General features: G+C 66.9%; 13 protein-coding genes. 3 read left to right on the plus strand and 10 right to left on the minus strand.

Annotated features, from left to right (window positions below; genetic code table 11):
• The first annotated feature begins 7 nt into the window (after nt 1-7).
• Genes fdhF through J2R76_RS13490 form a run of 3 tightly spaced genes read left to right on the plus strand, consistent with a single transcriptional unit; the run spans nt 8 to nt 3,931 of the window.
• Nucleotides 8-2,887, plus strand: coding sequence for a formate dehydrogenase subunit alpha (gene fdhF, locus J2R76_RS13480; protein ID WP_076833318.1), 2,880 nt, complete (start codon nt 8-10; stop codon nt 2,885-2,887).
• 2 nt (nt 2,888-2,889) lie between these two features.
• Nucleotides 2,890-3,726, plus strand: coding sequence for a formate dehydrogenase accessory sulfurtransferase FdhD (gene fdhD, locus J2R76_RS13485; protein WP_076833315.1), 837 nt, complete (start codon nt 2,890-2,892; stop codon nt 3,724-3,726).
• The gene (locus tag J2R76_RS13490; RefSeq protein ID WP_076833312.1) at nt 3,710-3,931 is read left to right on the plus strand and encodes a formate dehydrogenase subunit delta; all 222 of its coding nucleotides are present in this window, start codon (nt 3,710-3,712) and stop codon (nt 3,929-3,931) included. Before fdhD ends, J2R76_RS13490 begins: the two co-directional genes overlap by 17 nt.
• A 163-nt stretch (nt 3,932-4,094) precedes the next feature.
• On the opposite strand, the gene J2R76_RS13495 is transcribed toward J2R76_RS13490, so the two are convergent.
• The 10 genes from J2R76_RS13495 to J2R76_RS13540 form a co-directional block, all read right to left on the minus strand.
• Nucleotides 4,095-7,052, minus strand: coding sequence for a bifunctional [glutamine synthetase] adenylyltransferase/[glutamine synthetase]-adenylyl-L-tyrosine phosphorylase (locus J2R76_RS13495; RefSeq protein WP_076833309.1), 2,958 nt, complete (start codon nt 7,050-7,052; stop codon nt 4,095-4,097).
• Nucleotides 7,049-8,503 carry an ATP-binding protein gene (locus J2R76_RS13500; RefSeq protein WP_076833305.1) on the minus strand — a complete coding sequence of 485 codons (1,455 nt, stop codon included), beginning with the start codon at nt 8,501-8,503 and terminating at the stop codon, nt 7,049-7,051. Before J2R76_RS13500 ends, J2R76_RS13495 begins: the two co-directional genes overlap by 4 nt.
• Entirely contained in the window at nt 8,487-9,167 is a 681-nt protein-coding gene (locus tag J2R76_RS13505; RefSeq protein ID WP_016842329.1) for a response regulator transcription factor, read from the minus strand. Before J2R76_RS13505 ends, J2R76_RS13500 begins: the two co-directional genes overlap by 17 nt.
• 265 nt (nt 9,168-9,432) lie before the next feature.
• A complete protein-coding gene (locus J2R76_RS13510; RefSeq protein WP_057020253.1) occupies nt 9,433-11,019 on the minus strand; it encodes a Do family serine endopeptidase in 1,587 nt (528 codons plus the stop codon).
• Between the two features lie 172 nt (nt 11,020-11,191).
• Entirely contained in the window at nt 11,192-11,698 is a 507-nt protein-coding gene (locus tag J2R76_RS13515) for a cytochrome c-type biogenesis protein (RefSeq protein ID WP_076833302.1), read from the minus strand.
• Complete coding sequence (locus J2R76_RS13520; RefSeq protein WP_076833299.1) at nt 11,698-13,680, minus strand: heme lyase CcmF/NrfE family subunit; 1,983 nt, start codon at nt 13,678-13,680, stop codon at nt 11,698-11,700. The genes J2R76_RS13515 and J2R76_RS13520 overlap by 1 nt, the downstream gene beginning before the upstream one ends.
• The gene (gene ccmE / locus J2R76_RS13525) at nt 13,677-14,174 is read right to left on the minus strand and encodes a cytochrome c maturation protein CcmE (RefSeq protein ID WP_076833296.1); all 498 of its coding nucleotides are present in this window, start codon (nt 14,172-14,174) and stop codon (nt 13,677-13,679) included. The genes J2R76_RS13520 and ccmE overlap by 4 nt, the downstream gene beginning before the upstream one ends.
• A 47-nt stretch (nt 14,175-14,221) precedes the next feature.
• The gene (gene ccmI, locus J2R76_RS13530) at nt 14,222-15,343 is read right to left on the minus strand and encodes a c-type cytochrome biogenesis protein CcmI (RefSeq protein WP_076833293.1); all 1,122 of its coding nucleotides are present in this window, start codon (nt 15,341-15,343) and stop codon (nt 14,222-14,224) included.
• 367 nt (nt 15,344-15,710) lie between these two features.
• Nucleotides 15,711-17,105, minus strand: a complete 1,395-nt coding sequence (locus J2R76_RS13535) for a hypothetical protein (RefSeq protein WP_057020248.1) — start codon at nt 17,103-17,105, stop codon at nt 15,711-15,713.
• Between the two features lie 357 nt (nt 17,106-17,462).
• Nucleotides 17,463-18,839: a sensor histidine kinase gene (locus J2R76_RS13540; RefSeq protein ID WP_076833290.1), complete on the minus strand. Its 1,377-nt coding sequence runs from the start codon at nt 18,837-18,839 to the stop codon at nt 17,463-17,465.
• Nucleotides 18,840-19,107: the final 268 nt, after the last annotated feature.

Consider the following 19,107-nt stretch of genomic DNA (forward strand, 5'->3'; position numbering starts at 1 on the left):
AATCACGATGTCGCTGATCCAGGAAACCGATTTCGGCACGCCCAAATCCAAATCCGAGACGATGGTCACGCTGACCATCGACGGCAATCAGATCACGGTGCCCGAGGGCACCTCGATCATGCGCGCGGCGATGGAAGCCGGCACCCAGATTCCAAAGCTCTGCGCGACCGACATGGTCGACGCCTTCGGCTCCTGCCGGCTCTGCCTCGTCGAGATCGAGGGCCGCGCCGGCACGCCGGCCTCCTGCACGACGCCGGTCATGCCCGGCCTCGTCGTGCACACCCAGAGCGAGCGGCTGAAGAAGCTGCGCAAGGGCGTGATGGAGCTCTACATCTCCGACCACCCGCTGGACTGCCTGACCTGCGCCGCGAACGGCGACTGCGAATTGCAGGACATGGCGGGTGCCGTCGGCCTGCGCGACGTGCGCTACGGCTATGAAGGTCAGAACCACGTCTTCGCCGAATCGCACGGCTGCGAAAACGACAACTGGATGCCGAAGGACGAGTCCAATCCGTACTTCACCTACGATCCCTCGAAGTGCATCGTCTGCTCGCGCTGCGTCCGCGCCTGCGAGGAAGTACAAGGCACCTTCGCGCTGACGATCTCCGGCCGCGGCTTCGACAGCCGCGTCTCGCCCGGCATGAACGAGAGCTTCCTCGGCTCCGAATGCGTATCCTGCGGCGCCTGCGTGCAGGCCTGCCCGACCGCGACGCTGACCGAGAAATCCGTGATCGAGATCGGCCAGCCCGAACACTCGGTCGTCACCACTTGTGCCTATTGCGGCGTGGGCTGCGCCTTCAAGGCCGAGATGCGCGGCGAGGAAGTGGTACGCATGGTGCCGTGGAAGGACGGCAAGGCCAATCGCGGCCATTCCTGCGTCAAGGGCCGCTTCGCCTGGGGTTACACCACCCACAAGGAGCGCATCCTGAAGCCGATGATCCGCGAGCGGATCGAGGATCCCTGGCAGGAAGTATCGTGGGACGAAGCCTTGAATTTCGCCGCCGCGAAGTTCAAGGGCATCCAGCAGAAATACGGCCGCGACGCGGTCGGCGGCATCACCTCGTCACGCTGCACCAATGAAGAAACCTATCTGGTGCAGAAGCTGATCCGCGCCGGCTTCGGCAACAACAATGTCGACACCTGCGCCCGCGTCTGCCATTCGCCGACCGGCTACGGCCTGTCGCAAACCTTCGGGACTTCGGCCGGCACGCAGGATTTCGACTCGGTGGAGGACACCGACGTCGTGCTGATCATCGGCGCCAATCCGGCTTCCGCCCATCCGGTGTTCGCCTCGCGGCTGAAGAAGCGGCTGCGCCAGGGCGCCAGGCTGATCGTGATCGATCCGCGCCGCACCGAGATGGTGGAATCTCCGCACGTGAAGGCGCTGCATCTGCCCCTGATGCCCGGCACCAACGTCGCCGTGCTCACCGCGCTCGCCCATGTCATCGTCACCGAAGGGCTCGTCGATGAGGCCTTCGTGCGCGAGCGCTGCGACTGGAGCGAGTTCCAGGACTGGGCGGCTTTCGTCGCCGATTCCAAGCACAGCCCGGAAGCCACCGCGATCATGACCGGCGTCGATCCGAAGGTGCTGCGCGAGGCGGCCCGAATCTATGCCACCGGCGGCAACGGCGCGATCTATTACGGGCTCGGCGTCACCGAGCACAGCCAGGGCTCGACCACGGTGATCGCGATCGCCAACCTCGCGATGGCGACCGGTAATATCGGCCGGCCCGGCGTCGGCGTGAATCCGCTGCGCGGCCAGAACAACGTGCAGGGCTCCTGCGACATGGGCTCGTTCCCGCACGAGCTGCCGGGCTACCGCCACATCGCCGGCGATGCGGTGCGCGAGCAGTTCGAAGCGATGTGGAACGTCAAGCTCAACAACGAGCCGGGCCTGCGCATCCCGAACATGTTCGACGCCGCCATCGAGGGCAGCTTCATGGGGCTTTACGTGCAGGGCGAGGACATCCTGCAGTCCGATCCGAACACCAAGCACGTGGTGGCGGCGCTGTCGGCGATGGAATGCGTCATCGTCCACGATCTCTTCCTGAACGAGACCGCGAACTACGCCCATGTCTTCCTGCCCGGCTCGACCTTCCTCGAGAAGGACGGCACCTTCACCAATGCCGAACGCCGCATCCAGCGCGTCCGCAAGGTGATGACGCCGCTCAACGGCTACGCCGACTGGGAAGTGACGATCATGCTCGGCAAGGCGATGGGCTTTGAGATGAACTACACCCATCCATCCGAGATCATGGACGAGATCGCCGCGCTGACGCCGACCTTCGCGGGCGTCTCCTATGCCAGGCTCGACGAGCTCGGCTCGGTGCAGTGGCCCTGCAACGAAAAGGCGCCGGAAGGCACCCCGGTGATGCATATCGGCGGCTTCGTGCGCGGCAAGGGCAAGTTCATCCTCACCGAATATATCGCGACCGACGAACGCACCGGCCCGCGCTACCCGCTGCTGCTCACCACCGGCCGCATCCTCAGCCAGTACAATGTCGGCGCGCAGACCCGCCGCACCGAGAACGTGGTGTGGCACGCCGAGGACCGGCTGGAGATCCATCCGCACGACGCCGAGCAGCGCGGCGTGCGCGACGGCGACTGGGTGCGGCTGGCGAGCCGCGCCGGCGAGACCACGCTGCGCGCCGAGATCACCGACCGCGTGGCGCCGGGCGTTGTCTACACCACGTTCCACCACCCTGACACCCAGGCCAACGTCATCACGACTGATTTCTCGGACTGGGCCACCAACTGTCCCGAGTACAAGGTCACCGCAGTGCAGATCTCGCCGTCGAACGGTCCGTCCGACTGGCAGAAGGCCTATGACGAGCAGGCTCGCCACTCCCGCCGCATCGCCGCGCCGGTGGTGGAAGCCGCGGAATAGCGATGCGCGAGCACGTCTATCAGGCGAACCGGAAGGTCTGGCGCAACGGCGTCTTCAGCGACGGCGCGCGCCTGATCCCGGAGGAGACGCCGCTCGCGCTGACCTATAATGGCGGCACCTACGCCGTGATGATGGGCTCGCCCGAGGACCTCGGCGATTTCGCCGTGGGCTTCAGCCTGAGCGAAGGCATCGTGCAAGCGGCCGACGAGATCGAGACCCTCGACATCGTCGAGCTCGATGACGGCATCGAGCTTCGGATGTGGCTCAGGCCTGACAGGGCCGAGCGGATCGCCGAGCGACGGCGCAACATCGCCGGACCGACCGGCTGCGGCCTGTGCGGACTCGATTCCATCAGCGAGGCAGTCCGGCCGGCCGCGGTGGTACGCGCCGGCCGCGCCTTCTCGCCGCGCGAGATCATGGCGGCGATGGCGGCGGTGGCGCCGCTGCAGGAGATCAACCACCAGACCCGCGCCGTGCACGCCGCGGCGTTCTGGACGGGCGCGCGCGGCATCGTGGCGCTGCGCGAGGATGTCGGCCGCCACAATGCGCTCGACAAGCTCACCGGCGCGCTGGCCCGCGACAAGGTCATGGCCAGCGAAGGCATGGTGCTGCTCACCAGCCGCGTTTCGGTCGAAATGGTTCAGAAGACCGCCGCGATCGGCGCGCCGCTGATCGCTGCGGTGTCGGCGCCGACCGCGCTTGCGGTGCGGATGGCGGATGCCGCCGGCATCACGCTCGCCGCGATCGCTCGCGCCGATGGATTTGAAATCTTTACGCATCCGGAACGCGTCACAGGCGCGATGGCCGGCAAGGAGCCCGCTTATGTCGTCGTCGCCTGACAAACTGGTCTATATGGCGAACCAGATCGGAAAATTCTTCCAGAGCCAGGGGCGCGAGCGTGCCGTGCAGGGCATTTCCGAGCACATCTGGAAGTTCTGGGACCCGCGGATGCGCAAGCAGATCTTCGCCCATCTCGACGCCGGCGGCACCGGCCTCGATCCCGACGTCCGCGATGCCTTGCAGAAGCTGAAGCAGCAGGCGTAGCTTTCTGGACTATCATTCCTAGAGGCTGTGAGCGCTCCGCACCGCCGTCATTGCGAGGAGCGATAGCGACGAAGCAATCCACCTCTCCGCTTGCGGAACCGTGGATTGCTTCGCTTCGCTCGCAATGACGTGGATCGAGCGGTGATTGTAGGCGCTACCGCCTCTACCCCACGATCGTGTTGAAGACGCGGCGCACCTCGCTCTGGGTTTCGCGCAGGCGCGCTTCCAGCGCGGAGAAGTCCGGCGTGTCCCCGGCCCGCGCCATTACGCGCAGCAGGTCTTCGCCCGCGGTCTCCGGATTGAACTTGCCGGTGACGCAGAGCCGCAGGATCTGCGTCAGGTCATGATAGAGCCGCGCCGCCGAGCGCAGGATCTCCGCCTCGGACTGGCCGAGCAGGCCGAGCTTGGCGGCATTGTCGAGCACCTGCAGCGTGGAGACGCTGAGGATTTCCGGCTTCACCGCGGCATGCGCGAGCTGGAGATATTGCGCGATGAAATCGATGTCGACGAGCCCGCCGGCGGCGAGCTTGAGATCCCAGACGTCGTCCTCGCCCTTCTCCAGCGCGATCGCGCGCCGCATGTCGGCAACGTCGGCCGCGGTCGACGCCGCATCGCGCGGCCGGGTCAGCACGCTGCGGATGATCGCTTCGATCTTCTCGCGGAATTCAGGCGACGACGAGATCACGCGGGCGCGCGTCAGCGCCATGTGCTCCCAGGTCCACGCCTCGCGCTCCTGGTAGTCGGAGAACGAATCGATCCGCGAGGCGACCGGGCCGGCGCGCCCCGACGGGCGCAGCCGCATGTCGACCTCATAGAGCACGCCGTAATTGGTCCGGGTCGTGAAGGCGCTGATCAGGCGCTGGGTGAAGCGGGCAAAATACTGCGCGCCATGCAGCGAGCGCTCGCCGTCGGAGTCCGGCGCCTCGCTGTCGAAATCGTACAGCAGGATCAAATCGAGGTCGGAGGACGCCGTCATCTCGCGGCTGCCGAGCCGCCCCATCGCGACGATCGCGGTCTCCTGCCCGTTGATCCGACCATATTGCGCGGCGAACTGGTCGGTGACGAGGCCGTGCACGGTGTGGACGATCCCCTCGGCCACATCGGCAAAGGCGGTGCTGGCGTGCTGCGCCGATACCGTGCCGGACAGGATCCGCGTGCCGATCAGGAACAGGCTCTCCTGGCCGAACAATCTCAGACGATCGAGAAAATCCTCGTAGGACGACGCATCCTGCAGCGTGGCGGCCAGCCGCTCCGACAGTTCCTTCTTGTCCGGCATCGCGCCGAAGAAGCGCGGATCGACCAGGCCGTCCATGATCTGCGGCTGCCGCGCCAGCATGTCGCCGAGCCGCGGTGCCGCGCCGAGGATCAGCGCCACCAGCGCGACGAAGTCGCGGTTCTGGCTGAGCAGCGAGATCAGCCGGCCGCCCCGCTGCAGCGCGCCGAGGAAACGGTCGAACGCCGCCACCGCATCGTCCGGCTCCTCGGCATGCGCGAGGCCGTCGATCAGGCCGGGAATGAATTCCAGGAACGCGGCGCGCGTCGCCTCGACGCGCAGCGCGCGATAGTCGCCCTCGATCCATTGCTGCACGGTGCCGGCAACCGCAATGGGCTTCTTGAAGCCGAGATTGGCGAGATGTTCGATCAGGCGAGCATCCTCAGGCCCGGCGCCGTAGTCGATATCCGGCAGCTTTGCGGTGCCGGTCGGATCGTCGCCCTCGAACAGCTTGCCATAGTGGTTCTGCACGATCTTGAGCTGGCCGAGCAGGTCTCTGGCGAAGGCCTTGCGATTTTCGTAGCCGAAGAAATGCGCAAAGCGCTCGACATCCTCAGGCGCTTCGGGCAGCGAATGGGTCTGCTCGTCGGCGATCATCTGCAGCCGGTGCTCGACCCGGCGCAGGAATTCATAGGCCGTCGTCAATTCGTCGCGCGCTTCAAAGGTGATCCAGTTGCTGTTGGCGAGCACGTTGAGCGCCTCCAGCGTCGGCCGCACCCGCAACTCCGGATGGCGGCCGCCAGCGATCAGCTGCTGGGTCTGGGCGAAGAACTCGATCTCGCGGATGCCGCCGCGGCCGACCTTGACGTTATGGCCCTCGACCGAGATCTCGCTCTGGCCGCGATAGGTCTGCATCTGCCGCTTCATGTCGTGGACATCGGCAAGCGCGGCAAAATCCAGATGCTTGCGCCAGACGAACGGCGCGAGCTCGGCGATCAGGGCCTCGCCGGCCTTCGGATCGCCGGCACAGGGCCGCGCCTTGATCATCGCGGCGCGCTCCCAGGTGCGTCCCTCGCGCTCGTAATAATGCAAAGCCGCGTCGGTCGAGATCGCGACCTGGGTCGAGGCCGGGTCCGGACGCAGCCTGAGATCGACCCGGAACACATAGCCGTCGCCGGAGCGCTGCTGCAGCATCCGCGCCATCGCCTGGGTGACGCGCACGAAGAACGGCTGCGGCTCGATGTCCTCGGCGAGCGAGGTGGCCGCGCGATCGAAGAACACGATCAGGTCGATGTCGCTGGAATAGTTCAGCTCGCCGGCCCCCATCTTGCCCATCGCGAGCACGATCAGGCCCGAGCCTGCTTCGGGGTGATCGGGATCGGCGGCGGTCATCCGGCCGCGGGCCACTTCCTGCCGGAACAAATATCGCAGCGCCGATTGCACCGAATTCACCGCGATGTCGGTCAGCGCCGCCGTCACCCGCATCACCGGCCAGACGCCGCCGATGTCGCACAGCGCGATCATCAGCGCGGCCTCCGCCTTCATGCGGCGAAGCGGAACCATCACGTCGGCCTCGCTGCCGGCGGCGAGCACCTCGCGCGACGTCGTCTCGATCAGGTTGGCCAGATGCGACTCCGGGTCGCATGACAGGATCCGGATCAGCCGCGCGGCGTCGGCACGCGCGAGCTCGAACAAATAGGGCGAGAACTCGGCGATGCCGCGCAGGATGTCGCGTGCGAACGGATGTTCAAGCAGCGCATTGAGCGCGGCCGATTGCGCCGGCTCGAGCTCGGCGAACCAGTCGGTCAGGCGCTGATCGGCGGATGTGGGCGCGGCGACACGCGGTCCGTCCGCGAACCGCGCGGCCAGACGATGTCGATCCGCGTTTCCCGGCGCGGCGGCATTCATGCCGCCTTCTGTGGCACATCCTGCGTTTGAGCCGCAAGCCTGTCACTGCCGCCCGCCCGCGCGGGCAGCACCAGGGTGGCGACCAGCCCCGGATGGGCATCGCCGAGCCTGAGCTCGCCGCCATGAAGCGTGGCGACCGCCGAGGCCAGACTGAGGCCGAGACCGGAACCGGGTAAGGTCCGGCTCGCCTCGAGCCGGACGAAGCGCTCGACCGCGTGCTTGCGGTCGGCCTCGGGAATGCCCGGACCGTGGTCGGTGACGCTGAGCAGGACCTGGTCGCCCTCGCGCCGCGCCTCGATCAGGATCTCCCGCGCATCCGCATTGAGCGGCTGCCCGCTGACGTCGGGCTTGCCGTATTTGATGGCATTCTCGACCAGGTTGGCGACGGCCTGGCTGATCAATTCGCGGTTGCCGTGAATCGGCGCCGGCACGGTCTTCACCTGCAGCGTCATGCCGTCGTCCTCGGCCAGCGGCTCGTACAGCTCGTGGATGCCGTTGGCGACATCGGCGCCGTCGAAATCGTCCATGTTGCCGCGCGCCTGGCCGGACTCGGCACGCGCAATCATCAACAGGGCGTTGAAGGTGCGGATCAGCCCGTCGGATTCCTCGATGGTCCGCTCCAGCGCCGCGCGATAGTCGGCCTCGCAGCCCGACCGCGCCAGCGCCTCCTCGGCGCGGTTGCGCAGCCGCGTCAGCGGCGTCTTGAGGTCATGGGCGATGTTGTCGGAGACCTCCTTCAGCCCCGTCATCAGCGCCTCGATGCGCTCGAGCATGGCATTGAGATTTTCCGCCAGGCGATCGAGCTCGTCGCCGCTGCGGCCGACCGGCAGCCGGCCGGACAGATCGCCCGCCATGATGCGCTTGGTGGTGCCGGTCATGGCGTCGATCCGGTGCAGCACGCGGCGGGCGACGAAGATGCCGCCGCCGATGCCGAGCACGACGACGACGAGGATCGACCATTGCGCGGCCTTGGCGACGATGCCGAACAGCCGCCGCCGCTCCTCGAGGTCGCGCCCGACCAGCAGGCGGAAGCCGTTCTCCATCTCGGTGACCTTCACGAGCGCGCGGTGATCGGTCTTGTCCTGGTCGTCGAGCCGGCGATAGGCGGTCTCGGTCCAGCCCTGCACGCTCATCACGCCCGGTGCCAGCGCGCCGACATTGCCGGCAAGCATCTGCCCGTTCGGCGCCGTCACCAGATAGAGGTTGGCGCCCGGCCGCAGCGCACGATTGCCCATGGTGCCCAGCAGGCCGCGCAGTCCACGGCGGTTGTAGATGTCGGTGATCTCGCTGATCTCGACGTTGACCGTCGTCGTGATCTGCTCGGTGATCAGCCGCCGCGTGTTCCAGGCGAAGTAAGCCAGCAGCGAGGCGGCGAACAGCGCGAACAGGAACAGGTAGACCAGCGTCAGCCGAAACGCCGTGGTCCGGATCAGTTTACCGAATGCCGTCACGGATCATATACCCCGCACCGCGGATGGTATGCAGCAGCGGCCGTTCAAAACCCTTGTCGATCTTGGAGCGCAGCCGCGAGATGTGGACGTCGATGACGTTGGTCTGCGGATCGAAATGATAATCCCAGACATTCTCGAGCAGCATGGTGCGTGTCACCACCTGCCCGGCATGCTTCATGAGATATTCGAGCAGGCGGAACTCGCGCGGCTGCAAGGTCAGCTCGTCCTTGCCGCGGGCGACGCGATGGGACAGCCGATCGAGCTCGAGGTCGCCGACCCGGTAGGTCGTCTCCTCGGCCGGGCCGACATTGCGCCGCGACAGCACCTCGACGCGCGCGAGCAGCTCGGCGAAGGAATAGGGTTTCGGCAGGTAGTCGTCGCCGCCGGCGCGCAGGCCCTTGATGCGGTCATCGACCTGGCCGAGCGCCGAGAGGATGAGTACCGGCGTCCGGTTGCCCTTGTCGCGCAGGCTGCCGATCAGCGACAGGCCGTCACGCTTCGGCAGCATGCGATCCACAACCAGCACGTCGTAGTCGCCGGTCTCGGCCATCGACAGCCCTTCCTCGCCATCGGAGGCGAGATCGGCGATATAGCCGACTTCGCGGAATGCCTTGACCAGATAGTCGGCTGACTCACGGTCGTCTTCGATGATCAGGATGCGCATTTGCGGAGCGATTGCGGTCACGGGAATTGGCCCTCTGTCAGCATGACGCGGCCGGCCTGCACATGCAAGACGACCGCGCATATTCTCGATTGCTTGAAAAAAGTGGGCGGTGAAGCTGGGGGACCTCACCGCCCTGAGACCTTCCGACAGAGGGGGGCATATTCCATCGAAAGGCAACGTAGGGAGCGAGCAAGGGGCCCGCCCCCCGGAAAGCGCCGTCGGCGGGGGCGACTGATGCCGGCGACGCCTTCCAACTCATAGATAGTTATCCCTTCGCCAGCGGCACTGCCACAAAGCGCGACGAACCGCCGCTCTTCACGCGCATGAGAACGCTGTTCTTGCTGTCATTGCGCGCCGCGGTGATCGCATCCCGCACTTCACCGGCGGTGCCGACGGACTTGCCGGCGACCTCGAGGATCACGTCGCCTTCCTTGAAGCCCCGCTCAGCGGCAGCACTCTTGGGATCGACTTCGGTCACGACCACGCCATCCTTGCCGGCGCCGGCCACGCTGTTGGCGGGCGCGACGGTGAGGCCGAGCTTCGGCACGTCGGTGCCGCGGGACGAGTTGCCCTTGTCGCTCTTGTCGGTGTCCGCCTTGGCTTCCAGGTTGTTCGGCAGCTGGCCGAGCGTGAGGTTGACGGTCTTGTCCTGACCCTTGTGCAGTACGTTCAGCTTCACGGCGTTGCCGGGCGCGAGGCCACCGATGGTGCGGGCGAGTTCGCGCGCATCCTTCACCGGCTCGCCATTGACGGCGGTGATGACGTCACCGGATTCGATGCCGGCCTTGGCCGCGGGGCCGTTGGCCTGCGGTTCGGCAACCAGCGCGCCTTCGGCCTTCTTCATGCCGAGGCTGTCGGCGATGTCGGAGGTCACCGGCTGGATCTGGACGCCGATCCAGCCACGGCTGACCGCGCCCTTGTCCTTCAACTGGGCGACGACGCTCTTGACGGTCTGGGCCGGGATCGAGAACGCGATGCCGACGCTGCCGCCGGACGGCGAGTAGATCGCCGTGTTGACGCCCATCACCTCACCGGACACGTCGAACGCCGGGCCACCCGAATTGCCCTTATTCACGGGCGCATCGATCTGGATGAAATCGTCATACGGGCCGTTGCCGATGTCGCGGCCGGAGGCCGAGACGATGCCCGCGGTCACGGTGCCGCCGAGGCCGAACGGATTGCCGACCGCCAGCACCCAGTCGCCGATGCGTGGCTTGGTTTCGGAAAGCTTGGCAAACTGGAAGTTGGAGCCGCCCTCGACCTTGATCAGCGCGAGGTCGGTGCGCGGATCGGTGCCGATCACCTTGGCGGAATAGGTCTTGCCGTCGTCGGTGGTGACTTCGACCTTGTCGGCGCCGTCGACGACGTGATTGTTGGTCACGGCAAAGCCGTCAGCCGAGATGAAGAAGCCGGAACCCTGGCCCGTCACCACGCCACCGCCGCGCGGTCCACCGCGCAGGCCCGGGGGCAAGCCATCCGGACCGCCGAAGCGGCGGAAGAAGCGCTCCATCGGCGAACCCGGCTGGAACGGCGAATCGTCATTGTTGTTGCTGTCATCCTTCGCGACCTTCTCGCGAATGTTGACCTTGACCGAGATCACCGACGGTTTCACGCGCTCGACGATGTCGGCAAATCCGACCGGCTGCTGAACCTTCTTGACCTCGTTATTGACCTGCGCATGCGCGGGCGTCGTGAACAGGTCGGCGGGGTTGTGCGAGGGGCTGAAGCCGTAGGTGGCGGCACCGAGGCCGGCCACGACCGACGCCATCAGCGCGAGTTTGCGGGCAGAGAACAGCGAGCGCTTCGGCGCCTTGTAGGACGGAAGGGTCGAGAGGTCGGGGCGGTCGGTCATGTCTTGAAATCTCCAGGGGCCAGAATCATTGGTGCCGGGGGCGAGCACCTGATGGGTCTGAACATGGGGTCATCAGCCTTACGGCGCGCTGGCGGCGGAATTAAACTTTTGTAATCGAGGCGGCCGCCGCTGCGGCAGAATAGCGCAGGTAAATAAAGGACTTAAAAGGGAACTAAAGCGGCTTGTCCGGCGCGGATTCCGCCGCCAGCAGCCGTTCCAAGCGCGCCTGCTCGTCGGACGTCAGTCCGGCGGCGGAATCGCCCCCGCCCGCGGCCGGATTTGCCTTGCGCCGGCCGAGGCGCCAGAGCGCAAAGCCGCCCAGCAGCAGCGCCAGCGGCGGGGTCAGCCACAGCAGCAGCGTGTGCTCGTTGAGGCGCGGCTGCAGCAGCACGAATTCGCCGTAGCGCGCCACCAGGAAATCGATCACCTGGCCGTCGCTGTCGCCGGCCGAGATGCGTTCACGCACCAAGAGACGCAGGTCGCGCGCCAGCGGCGCCTCCGAATCGTCGATCGACTGGTTCTGGCAGACCATGCAGCGCAGCTCCTTGGAGAGCTCGCGCGCCCTCGCCTCCTTGGCCGGATCCGCCATGACCTCGTCGGGCAGCACCGCCCGTGCGGGCATCGCACCGAGCATCAGGACCGCGGCAAGCACGGCGGCTGCAAGCGCGCGCGACCGCATCACTCGGCCGCCTGCAATGCACGCGCCGCTTTCGCCGGCTTCGGCGCGCCGACCCGCAAGCGGCGGTCGGACAGCGACAGCAGACCACCGAACGCCATCAGCACCGGGCCCCACCAGATCATCAGCACCAGCGGCTTGTGATAGATGCGCACCGCGATCGCGCCGTCGGCCGAGGTATCGCCGAGCGAGATGTAGAGCTGGCTGGCGCCGCGCGTCATCAGGGCGGCCTCGGTCGTCGAGGCGCCGCGCGTCGTGAAGTTGCGCTTCGACGGCGTCATCACGCTGACCTTCTCGCCGTCACGCGTCACGGTGAATTGCGCGACCATCTCGCGGAAATTCGGACCCTGCCGCGGGTTCAGGCCGTCGAGCCGCAACTGGTAGCCGGCGACGCGGGCGACGTCGTCGGGCTTCATCGCGCCGATATATTCGCTGTTCCAGGTGGTCTCGCAGACGATCCCGATCAGCGCGACGCCGAGACCGGCATGCGCGAAGGCGGTGCCCCAGGTCGCGCGCGGCAACCCGCGCGCGCGGCGCAGCGAGAGCGACAGCGGAATTCGGAACAGCGCGATGCGCTCGGCGAGATCGCACAGCGCGCCCATGATCACGAACACCGCCAGTCCGATCGCGAGCGGCGCCAAGGTCGCGCCGCCATAGGTCCACGCCAGCACCAGCGCCATCGCAACCAGCGCGACGATGCCGGCCACCATCAGCCGCTGCGCCGCGCCGAGCAGATCGCCGCGCTTCCAGGCCAGCAGCGGCCCGAACGGCACCGCGAGCAGCAGCGGCACGAACAGCGGCGCGAAGGTGAAATTGAAGAACGGCGCTCCGACCGAGATCTTCTCGCCGGTCAGCACCTCTAGCGCCAGCGGATACAGCGTGCCGATGAACACGGTCGCGCAGGCGGTGGTGAGCAGCAGATTGTTGAGCACCAGCGCGCCTTCGCGCGAGATCGGTGCGAACAGCCCGCCCTGCTTCAGCGCCGGCGCACGCCAGGCATACAGCGACAGGCTGCCGCCGATGAAGACGAACAGGATCAGCAGGATGAACACGCCGCGTGTCGGATCGGTGGCGAAGGCGTGGACCGAGGTCAGCACGCCGGAGCGCACCAGGAAGGTGCCGAGCAACGACAGCGAGAAAGTCAGGATCGACAGCAGGACGGTCCAGACCTTCAGCGCGTTGCGCTTCTCCATCACCAGCGCCGAATGCAGCAGCGCGGTGCCGGCAAGCCACGGCATCAGCGAGGCGTTCTCGACCGGATCCCAGAACCACCAGCCGCCCCAGCCGAGTTCGTAATAGGCCCAATAGGAGCCCATGGCGATGCCGAGCGTCAGGAAAATCCACGCCATCAGCGTCCACGGCCGCACCCAGCGCGCCCAGGCGGCGTCGATCCGTCCCTCGAGCAGCGCCGCCACCGCGAACGAGAACGAGATCGAGAAGCCGACATAACCGAGATAGAGCATCGGCGGATGCACCGCGAGGCCGATATCCTGCAGCACCGGATTGAGGTCGCGTCCCTCCAGCGGCGGATTGGCGATGCGCAGGAACGGGTTCGAGGTGATCAGGATGAACAGATAGAACGCGCTGGCGACCCACGCCTGCACCGCCAGCACATGCGCACGCAGCGACAGCGGCAGATTGTTGCCGAAGGCCGCGACGAGGCCGCCGAACAGCGCCAGGATCGACACCCACAGCAGCATCGATCCTTCATGGTTTCCCCACACGCCGGTGATCTTGTAGAGCAGCGGCTTCAGCGAGTGCGAATTCTCGTAGACATTGGCGACCGAGAAATCCGAGGTGACGTGCAGCGTCACCAGCGCCGCGAACGACGCCGCGACGAACAGCAACTGGGCGAGCGCGGTCGAACGCGCGACGTTCATCAGCGCCGCATCGCGCCAGCGCGCGCCGACGATCGGCACGATGGACTGGATCAGCGCCAGCCCGAGCGCGAGCACCACGGCGTAATGTCCACTTTCGGCAATCACCGCACGGCTCCCTGGGTCGGCGCCGCGGAGGCGCTCGGCGTATTGCCCGGCTTGGCACCGTAATCGTCCTTCCAGTGCCCCTGCTTCTTCAGGGCGTCGGCGACATCCTTCGGCATGTAGGTCTCGTCATGCTTGGCGAGCACGGTGTCGGCGCGGAACACGCCATCAGCGTCGAGCGCGCCTTCGGCAACCACGCCCTGCCCCTCGCGGAACAGATCCGGCAGGATGCCCTTGTAGGCGACCGGCAGCGTCGCGCCACCATCGCCAACGGTGAAGGTCACGGCGAGATTGTCGCCGCGCTTGAGCGAGCCCTGCTCCACCAGGCCGCCGAGGCGGAAACGCTTGCCCGGACCAAGATGCTTTTCGGCGACCATCGACGGCGTCGAGAAGAACACGATGGAATCGCGCAGCGCGTTCAGCACCAGGCCCGCGGCGATCGCGAGCACGACGAGCGCGCAGCCGATCAGTGTCAAACGCCGTTGCTTCCTGGTCATGTTCCATCCTTGCGCATGACGTTCTCCGCACTTTTCGGCGTCATGCGTTATCCATCCAGCCCGAGATTCTTCAGCCCCTCATTGAGCTGACGCAACCGGTCCGCATCGTTGCCGACCGCCTGACGGGCATCCGCGAGCGCGCTCATCGCCTTGTCGCGCTCGCCCATCACGAGATAGGCGCGGACCAGCCGCAGCCAGCCCTCGACGTCGTCGCCATTGGTCTTCAGCCGCGTCGCCAGCCGATCGACCATGCCTTTGATCATGGTGCCGCGATCGGCCTCGCTCATGTCCCTGGCCGCAGCCACCGCACTGTCCGGCAGCGCCGGTGCGCTCACGCCACCGGGCACGCTGCCGCCAACCCGCACGAGCGCGGCCTGCACCAGCGGCCGCCACGGCGCGTCGGCCGGCGCCTTCGCCAGCATCTTCTGCCAGAGCGCCGCGGCATCGGCCTTGCGCCCGTCCTGCTCGGCGGCAAGGCCGAGGAAATAGTTCGCCTTGGCATCGTCGCCATTCAGCGCGACCGCGCGCTCGAACTCCGCCTTGGCGTCCGCGGTGACGACGCCGCCGGCAGTCCCCATCAGCGCCTCGCCGAGATCAGCGCGGCGATCGGCGCTGTCGCCGGCATAGGTGATGGCGCTGCGATAGGCGCGGACGGCGTCATCGTAGCGGCCGAGGCGCGACAGCACCGGCGCCAGCACCGTCCAGCCGCGGCCGTCGGTCGGGTTCTTCTCCAGATGCGCCTCGACCTGTGCGACCAGGTTGGCGAGCGGCTGGTTGGCATCGGCCACCCGGCCGCGCTCGGCGAGCGGAAAGTCGCCAAGCCGCGGCGAGCCGAGCGCGAGATAGAAGCTCGAGGCAATCACCGGCAATCCGACCAGGCCGACGATCGCGGCCGTGCGCCGCAGATTGAGGCTGCCCTGCACCGGGGTCTCACGTCCGATCTGATCGGCGGCGGCCAGCAGCCGGCGGCTGATCTCGACCCGCGCGGCGTCGGCCTCGGCGGCGCCGATGATGCCGGCGGCCATGTCGCGGTCGATTTCAGCGAGCTGGTCGCGGTAGACCACGACCTCGCTGCCACCGGTATCCGCGCGCCCGCGGCGGCTGAGCGGCCACAGCACGGCAAAGATCGCCGCGACCGTCATCAGCGCGAACACAAACCACAGCGTCATCAAGCGGTTCCCGGATGGAACGGCGGCTTCCGGCAAGCCGCCTTAGAATCGCTTTACACTACCGGCGGCGAGCCCGGCAATTGACAATTGCTGGATCGGAGGAAGGTCGAAATCAGGCGGTTTCCGGTGCCGTTCCGGCGGTATTGCGCCGGTGTCTCCGGGCGAAGGCGCGCACGACCAAAATATCGAAAACAACCCCATGCAAAGTAGCCGGCGGGCGGCCGTCGGCGCTCGAATGACGGCTTGACACGTCGGGCAAATCAGGGCCACACTTCCATTATTCCGAAATAGCGCGAATGCCTATCATCCCGCCGTGGCGGGGCTCGTCGGCTTGCCGTCGAACCTGCCCGCGAAATGCGCGGTCTCGCTACCCCGCGCGCGACGACTTGCGCTCGCCGGTCACGGCGTTTTCGGCGGCCCGGTTCATCAGGGAGGCGTAGTCGTGGCCGAACAGCACCTCGCAGAAGCGGATCGCGGCCTTGACCTGCTGCTGGCGGAACGCCCGGACCCGGGCGTCGCCGCCGCGCAGCGACTGCACCAGCCCTTCGGTCGACTGCTCGACATAATGTTGCAGGTCGGAGAAAGTCCGCAGCGTCACCTCGTTGATGGCGAGCTCGCTGGCATAGGTGCGGCACACCGCGACGAAATCGATCAGCGCCGCGGCATCCTCGACCTCGGTCGCATCGATCTTGGCCCCTGCCGTAATGTCCTTGTCGGCGCGCTGGCGCAGGATGCGGCGGACCCGGCCCGGCACGCTATCGATCTCCGATTGCAGCGCGTTGGAAGTATCGGCGCGGACCGAGGTGAGCTGGCGGCCCCAGGTGGAATCGTTGCGCAGATCGAGCTCGGTGCGCAGGCCGCGGACGCCGTCATGCAGGGTCTTGAGCTGCTCGCCGACATAATCGAAATGCCCGCGCCTGATGTCGGTGCGCAGGCAGGCCGCGACGAACGACAAATCATGCAGCGCGATGGTGACCGCGATGCCGTAAGGCGTCGCCGCAACCCGCAGTTCGTCGTCGGACGCCGCCATCTTGATGGCGAGACGGATGATCTGCCATGGCGCGGCGAGCCGCTGCGCAATCAATGACAGCGCAAACGGCAGCAGTTGCGGCGTCTGCAGCGACGGCAGCTTGAGCGCCTCCATCGCGGAGGCGATCTGGGAATCGGCAAATACCCGGATCTGGCTCGGCAGCCGGCTTCCCAGGGTTTCCAGCGCCTCGCGGGCCTGCAGAACGAGGCCGATCGGCAGCAGGTCCTCGACCACGTTTGGCGGGCCGACCCGCGACAGCGCGCGCTGGCGGTCGTCCTGGCTCGGCGCCGCGATCTTGAGGATGGCGTCCGCGGCGGCAAGCTGGAACTTGCGCGCGGCGGCCTCCATCGGACCGCTCTCCGTGGCCGCGGCCAACGCCGCCTCGAACGCGCGAGCCGCTTCGGGCGCGCCTTCGCGGGCCAGCCATTGCCAGATCGGCAGCAGCGAGGCGCGCCGGATCTGGCCCGCTCGCGTCGGGAAATTGGTCTCGGCGAGGAACGGCTCGAGCGGCCGGAACAGGAGCCGTGCCGGGTCGTCGCTGCGCGGCTGGATCTGCTCGTCCTCCTCGGCCCCGCGCACGATCTTGCGCAGCTGCTCGAGGACCAGATTGGCGACGGCGACGTCATCGCCGCGTTCGACGGCGCGCTCCAGCTCCCGCATCAGCAGCGCCTGCGATTGCGGCGGAAGCTGCGCGAGATAATCCCTCAGCCGCTCGGTCGATTTCTGGCTCATGCCCGGTCGTGAAAGCTTGGTGCCCGGCAAGCGCCGCAGCCCGTCCGCCCGCAATGATAGCGGCGGGCGCGTTAAGAAGCCGTTTAGGAAGAATGACGGCGTCGAGCCTCCCAAGGCAGACTAGAGCGAGATGGGTTTAGGTCGGATGGCGACCGCGGCGGCGCTGCGCTCCCTCGCCCCGTTCTTACGGGGAGAGGGCTGGGGTGAGGGGCCGCCTCCGCGTATCGGGTGATAGCTGCGTTTACGGAGACTCCCCCTCACCCGGAACGCATCTAACGATGCGTTCCGACCTCTCCCCGCGCGCGGGGCGAGGTGAAGCGGAATCCGCCGCTCGATTCAGAGTAAAGTCATCTTGTGCTACACCGCCGGCAACACGAGCTCGGCACGCAGGCCGCCGATCGGCGCGTCGTTCAGGGTGAGATTGCCGCCATAGAGGCCGGCGAGATCGGTCACGATCGACAGGCCGAGACCGGAGCCTGGTTTTGACTCGTCGAGCCGCTGGCCGCGCCGCGACACCTGGGCACGCTCGGCTTCCGACAGGCCGCGCCCGTCGTCGTCGACCACAATGCGCAGCCTCGGCCCGGCGCCCGAGGCCTCGGGCGGGACCACGGTCACCTCGACGAATACCTGCGAAGCCGCCCATTTGCAGGCGTTGTCGACGAGATTGCCGACCATCTCCTCCAGATCCTGCCGCTCGCCGCGAAACCGTGCCGCCGGATCGGCCTTCGCCTCGATCGAGAGGTCGCGATCGCGATGGATCTTCTCCATGGTCCGGCGCAGCGCCTCGATCACAGGTGCGACGTCGGTGATGGTGCTGACGATGGTGGCACGGGCGGCGATCCGCGCGCGCTCGAGATGGTGCGCGACCTGGTCCCGCATCAGATCGGCCTGCTCCAGCACCTTGCTGGCGAAAGGATCGGCGGTATGCGCGGCCGCCTCGTTCACGATCACCGAGAGCGGCGTCTTGATCGCATGGGCGAGATTGCCGACATGGGTGCGCGAGCGCTCGACGATCTCCCGGTTGGCATCGATCAGCGCATTGGTCTCGCGCGCCAGCGGTGCGATCTCGACCGGAAATCGGCCCTCCAGCCGCTCGGCGCGGCCGGAGCGGATGTCGGCGATCGCATCCGAAATGCGCTTGAGCGGCGCGAGGCCGTAGCGCACCTGGAAGACCGTGGTCAGCAGCAGCACGACGCCGAGCGCGGCGAAGGTGCCGCCGAGATAATAGTCGAAGCTGCGGGTCTCATCGAAGATCTCGGTGGCATCGCCGGCGACGCTGACCAGGAACTTGCCGTCGGCGCCGAGATCGACCGGCCGCTCCACCACGCGCAGGCTCTGGCCTTCGGGCCCGTCGACATAGCCGAGCCGGACCCCGGCAGCGGTCAGCTCGGCGCCGTGCTCCTCGAGCTTGGGCAATTTCTTGTCCCACAGCGAGCGCGAGGCGCGGGTCTCGCCCTTTTCGGTATCGGTCCGGGTGATCTGCCAGTACCAGCCCGACAATGGCAGGTCGAACAGCGGCTCGCCCAGCGACTGGAACTGGCGGTCCGCCGGCTCGTCCGGCGTCGCCACCTCGGCGATCAGGGTGCGCAGATAGAGATTGAGCCGGCGGTCGAAGGCGCGCTCGGTCGCGTCGCGATAGACCGACGACAGGATGACGCCCGTGATCGCCAGGATCACCACCACCCAGGCGGTCGCCGAGACGAACAGGCGTGTCGCGAGCGAGCTGCCGCCCATCAGGGCACGAGCTCGAACATCGCGTCAGCGGGCCGCGACAAGGCGAGTTCAGACATGGCGAATCCAGTCCTCCTGGCGCGGATCATGCCAATGCCCGCATCGCGATCAAGCACCTTAAGAGCATGATCCGATTGAATAGGACATGTTCTTATCCCATTGTTTGGTCCGCGCTTTCTTCACGCGAACGAACCGGCATCCACTTCGCTCGAAAATGCTTCAAGAGCATGATCTCCGCGCAAACGCTTCGCGTTTGTCGCAGGGAAAACCG

Origin of the sequence: Bradyrhizobium sp. USDA 4532 (assembly GCF_024171315.1) — a bacterium.
In the GTDB taxonomy this organism is placed as follows: Bacteria; Pseudomonadota; Alphaproteobacteria; order Rhizobiales; family Xanthobacteraceae; genus Bradyrhizobium; species Bradyrhizobium australafricanum.

What these genes read in the sequence shown, in the direction of transcription:
- fdhF (WP_076833318.1), top strand. Translation starts at nt 8, where the DNA reads ATGTCGCTGATCCAGGAAACCGATTTCGGCACGCCCAAATCCAAATCC.
- fdhD (WP_076833315.1), top strand. Translation starts at nt 2,890, where the DNA reads ATGCGCGAGCACGTCTATCAGGCGAACCGGAAGGTCTGGCGCAACGGC.
- J2R76_RS13490 (WP_076833312.1), top strand. Translation starts at nt 3,710, where the DNA reads ATGTCGTCGTCGCCTGACAAACTGGTCTATATGGCGAACCAGATCGGA.
- J2R76_RS13495 (WP_076833309.1), bottom strand. Translation starts at nt 7,052, where the DNA reads ATGAATGCCGCCGCGCCGGGAAACGCGGATCGACATCGTCTGGCCGCG.
- J2R76_RS13505 (WP_016842329.1), bottom strand. Translation starts at nt 9,167, where the DNA reads ATGCGCATCCTGATCATCGAAGACGACCGTGAGTCAGCCGACTATCTG.
- J2R76_RS13510 (WP_057020253.1), bottom strand. Translation starts at nt 11,019, where the DNA reads ATGACCGACCGCCCCGACCTCTCGACCCTTCCGTCCTACAAGGCGCCG.
- J2R76_RS13515 (WP_076833302.1), bottom strand. Translation starts at nt 11,698, where the DNA reads ATGCGGTCGCGCGCGCTTGCAGCCGCCGTGCTTGCCGCGGTCCTGATG.
- ccmE (WP_076833296.1), bottom strand. Translation starts at nt 14,174, where the DNA reads ATGACCAGGAAGCAACGGCGTTTGACACTGATCGGCTGCGCGCTCGTC.
- ccmI (WP_076833293.1), bottom strand. Translation starts at nt 15,343, where the DNA reads ATGACGCTGTGGTTTGTGTTCGCGCTGATGACGGTCGCGGCGATCTTT.
- J2R76_RS13535 (WP_057020248.1), bottom strand. Translation starts at nt 17,105, where the DNA reads ATGAGCCAGAAATCGACCGAGCGGCTGAGGGATTATCTCGCGCAGCTT.
- J2R76_RS13540 (WP_076833290.1), bottom strand. Translation starts at nt 18,839, where the DNA reads ATGGGCGGCAGCTCGCTCGCGACACGCCTGTTCGTCTCGGCGACCGCC.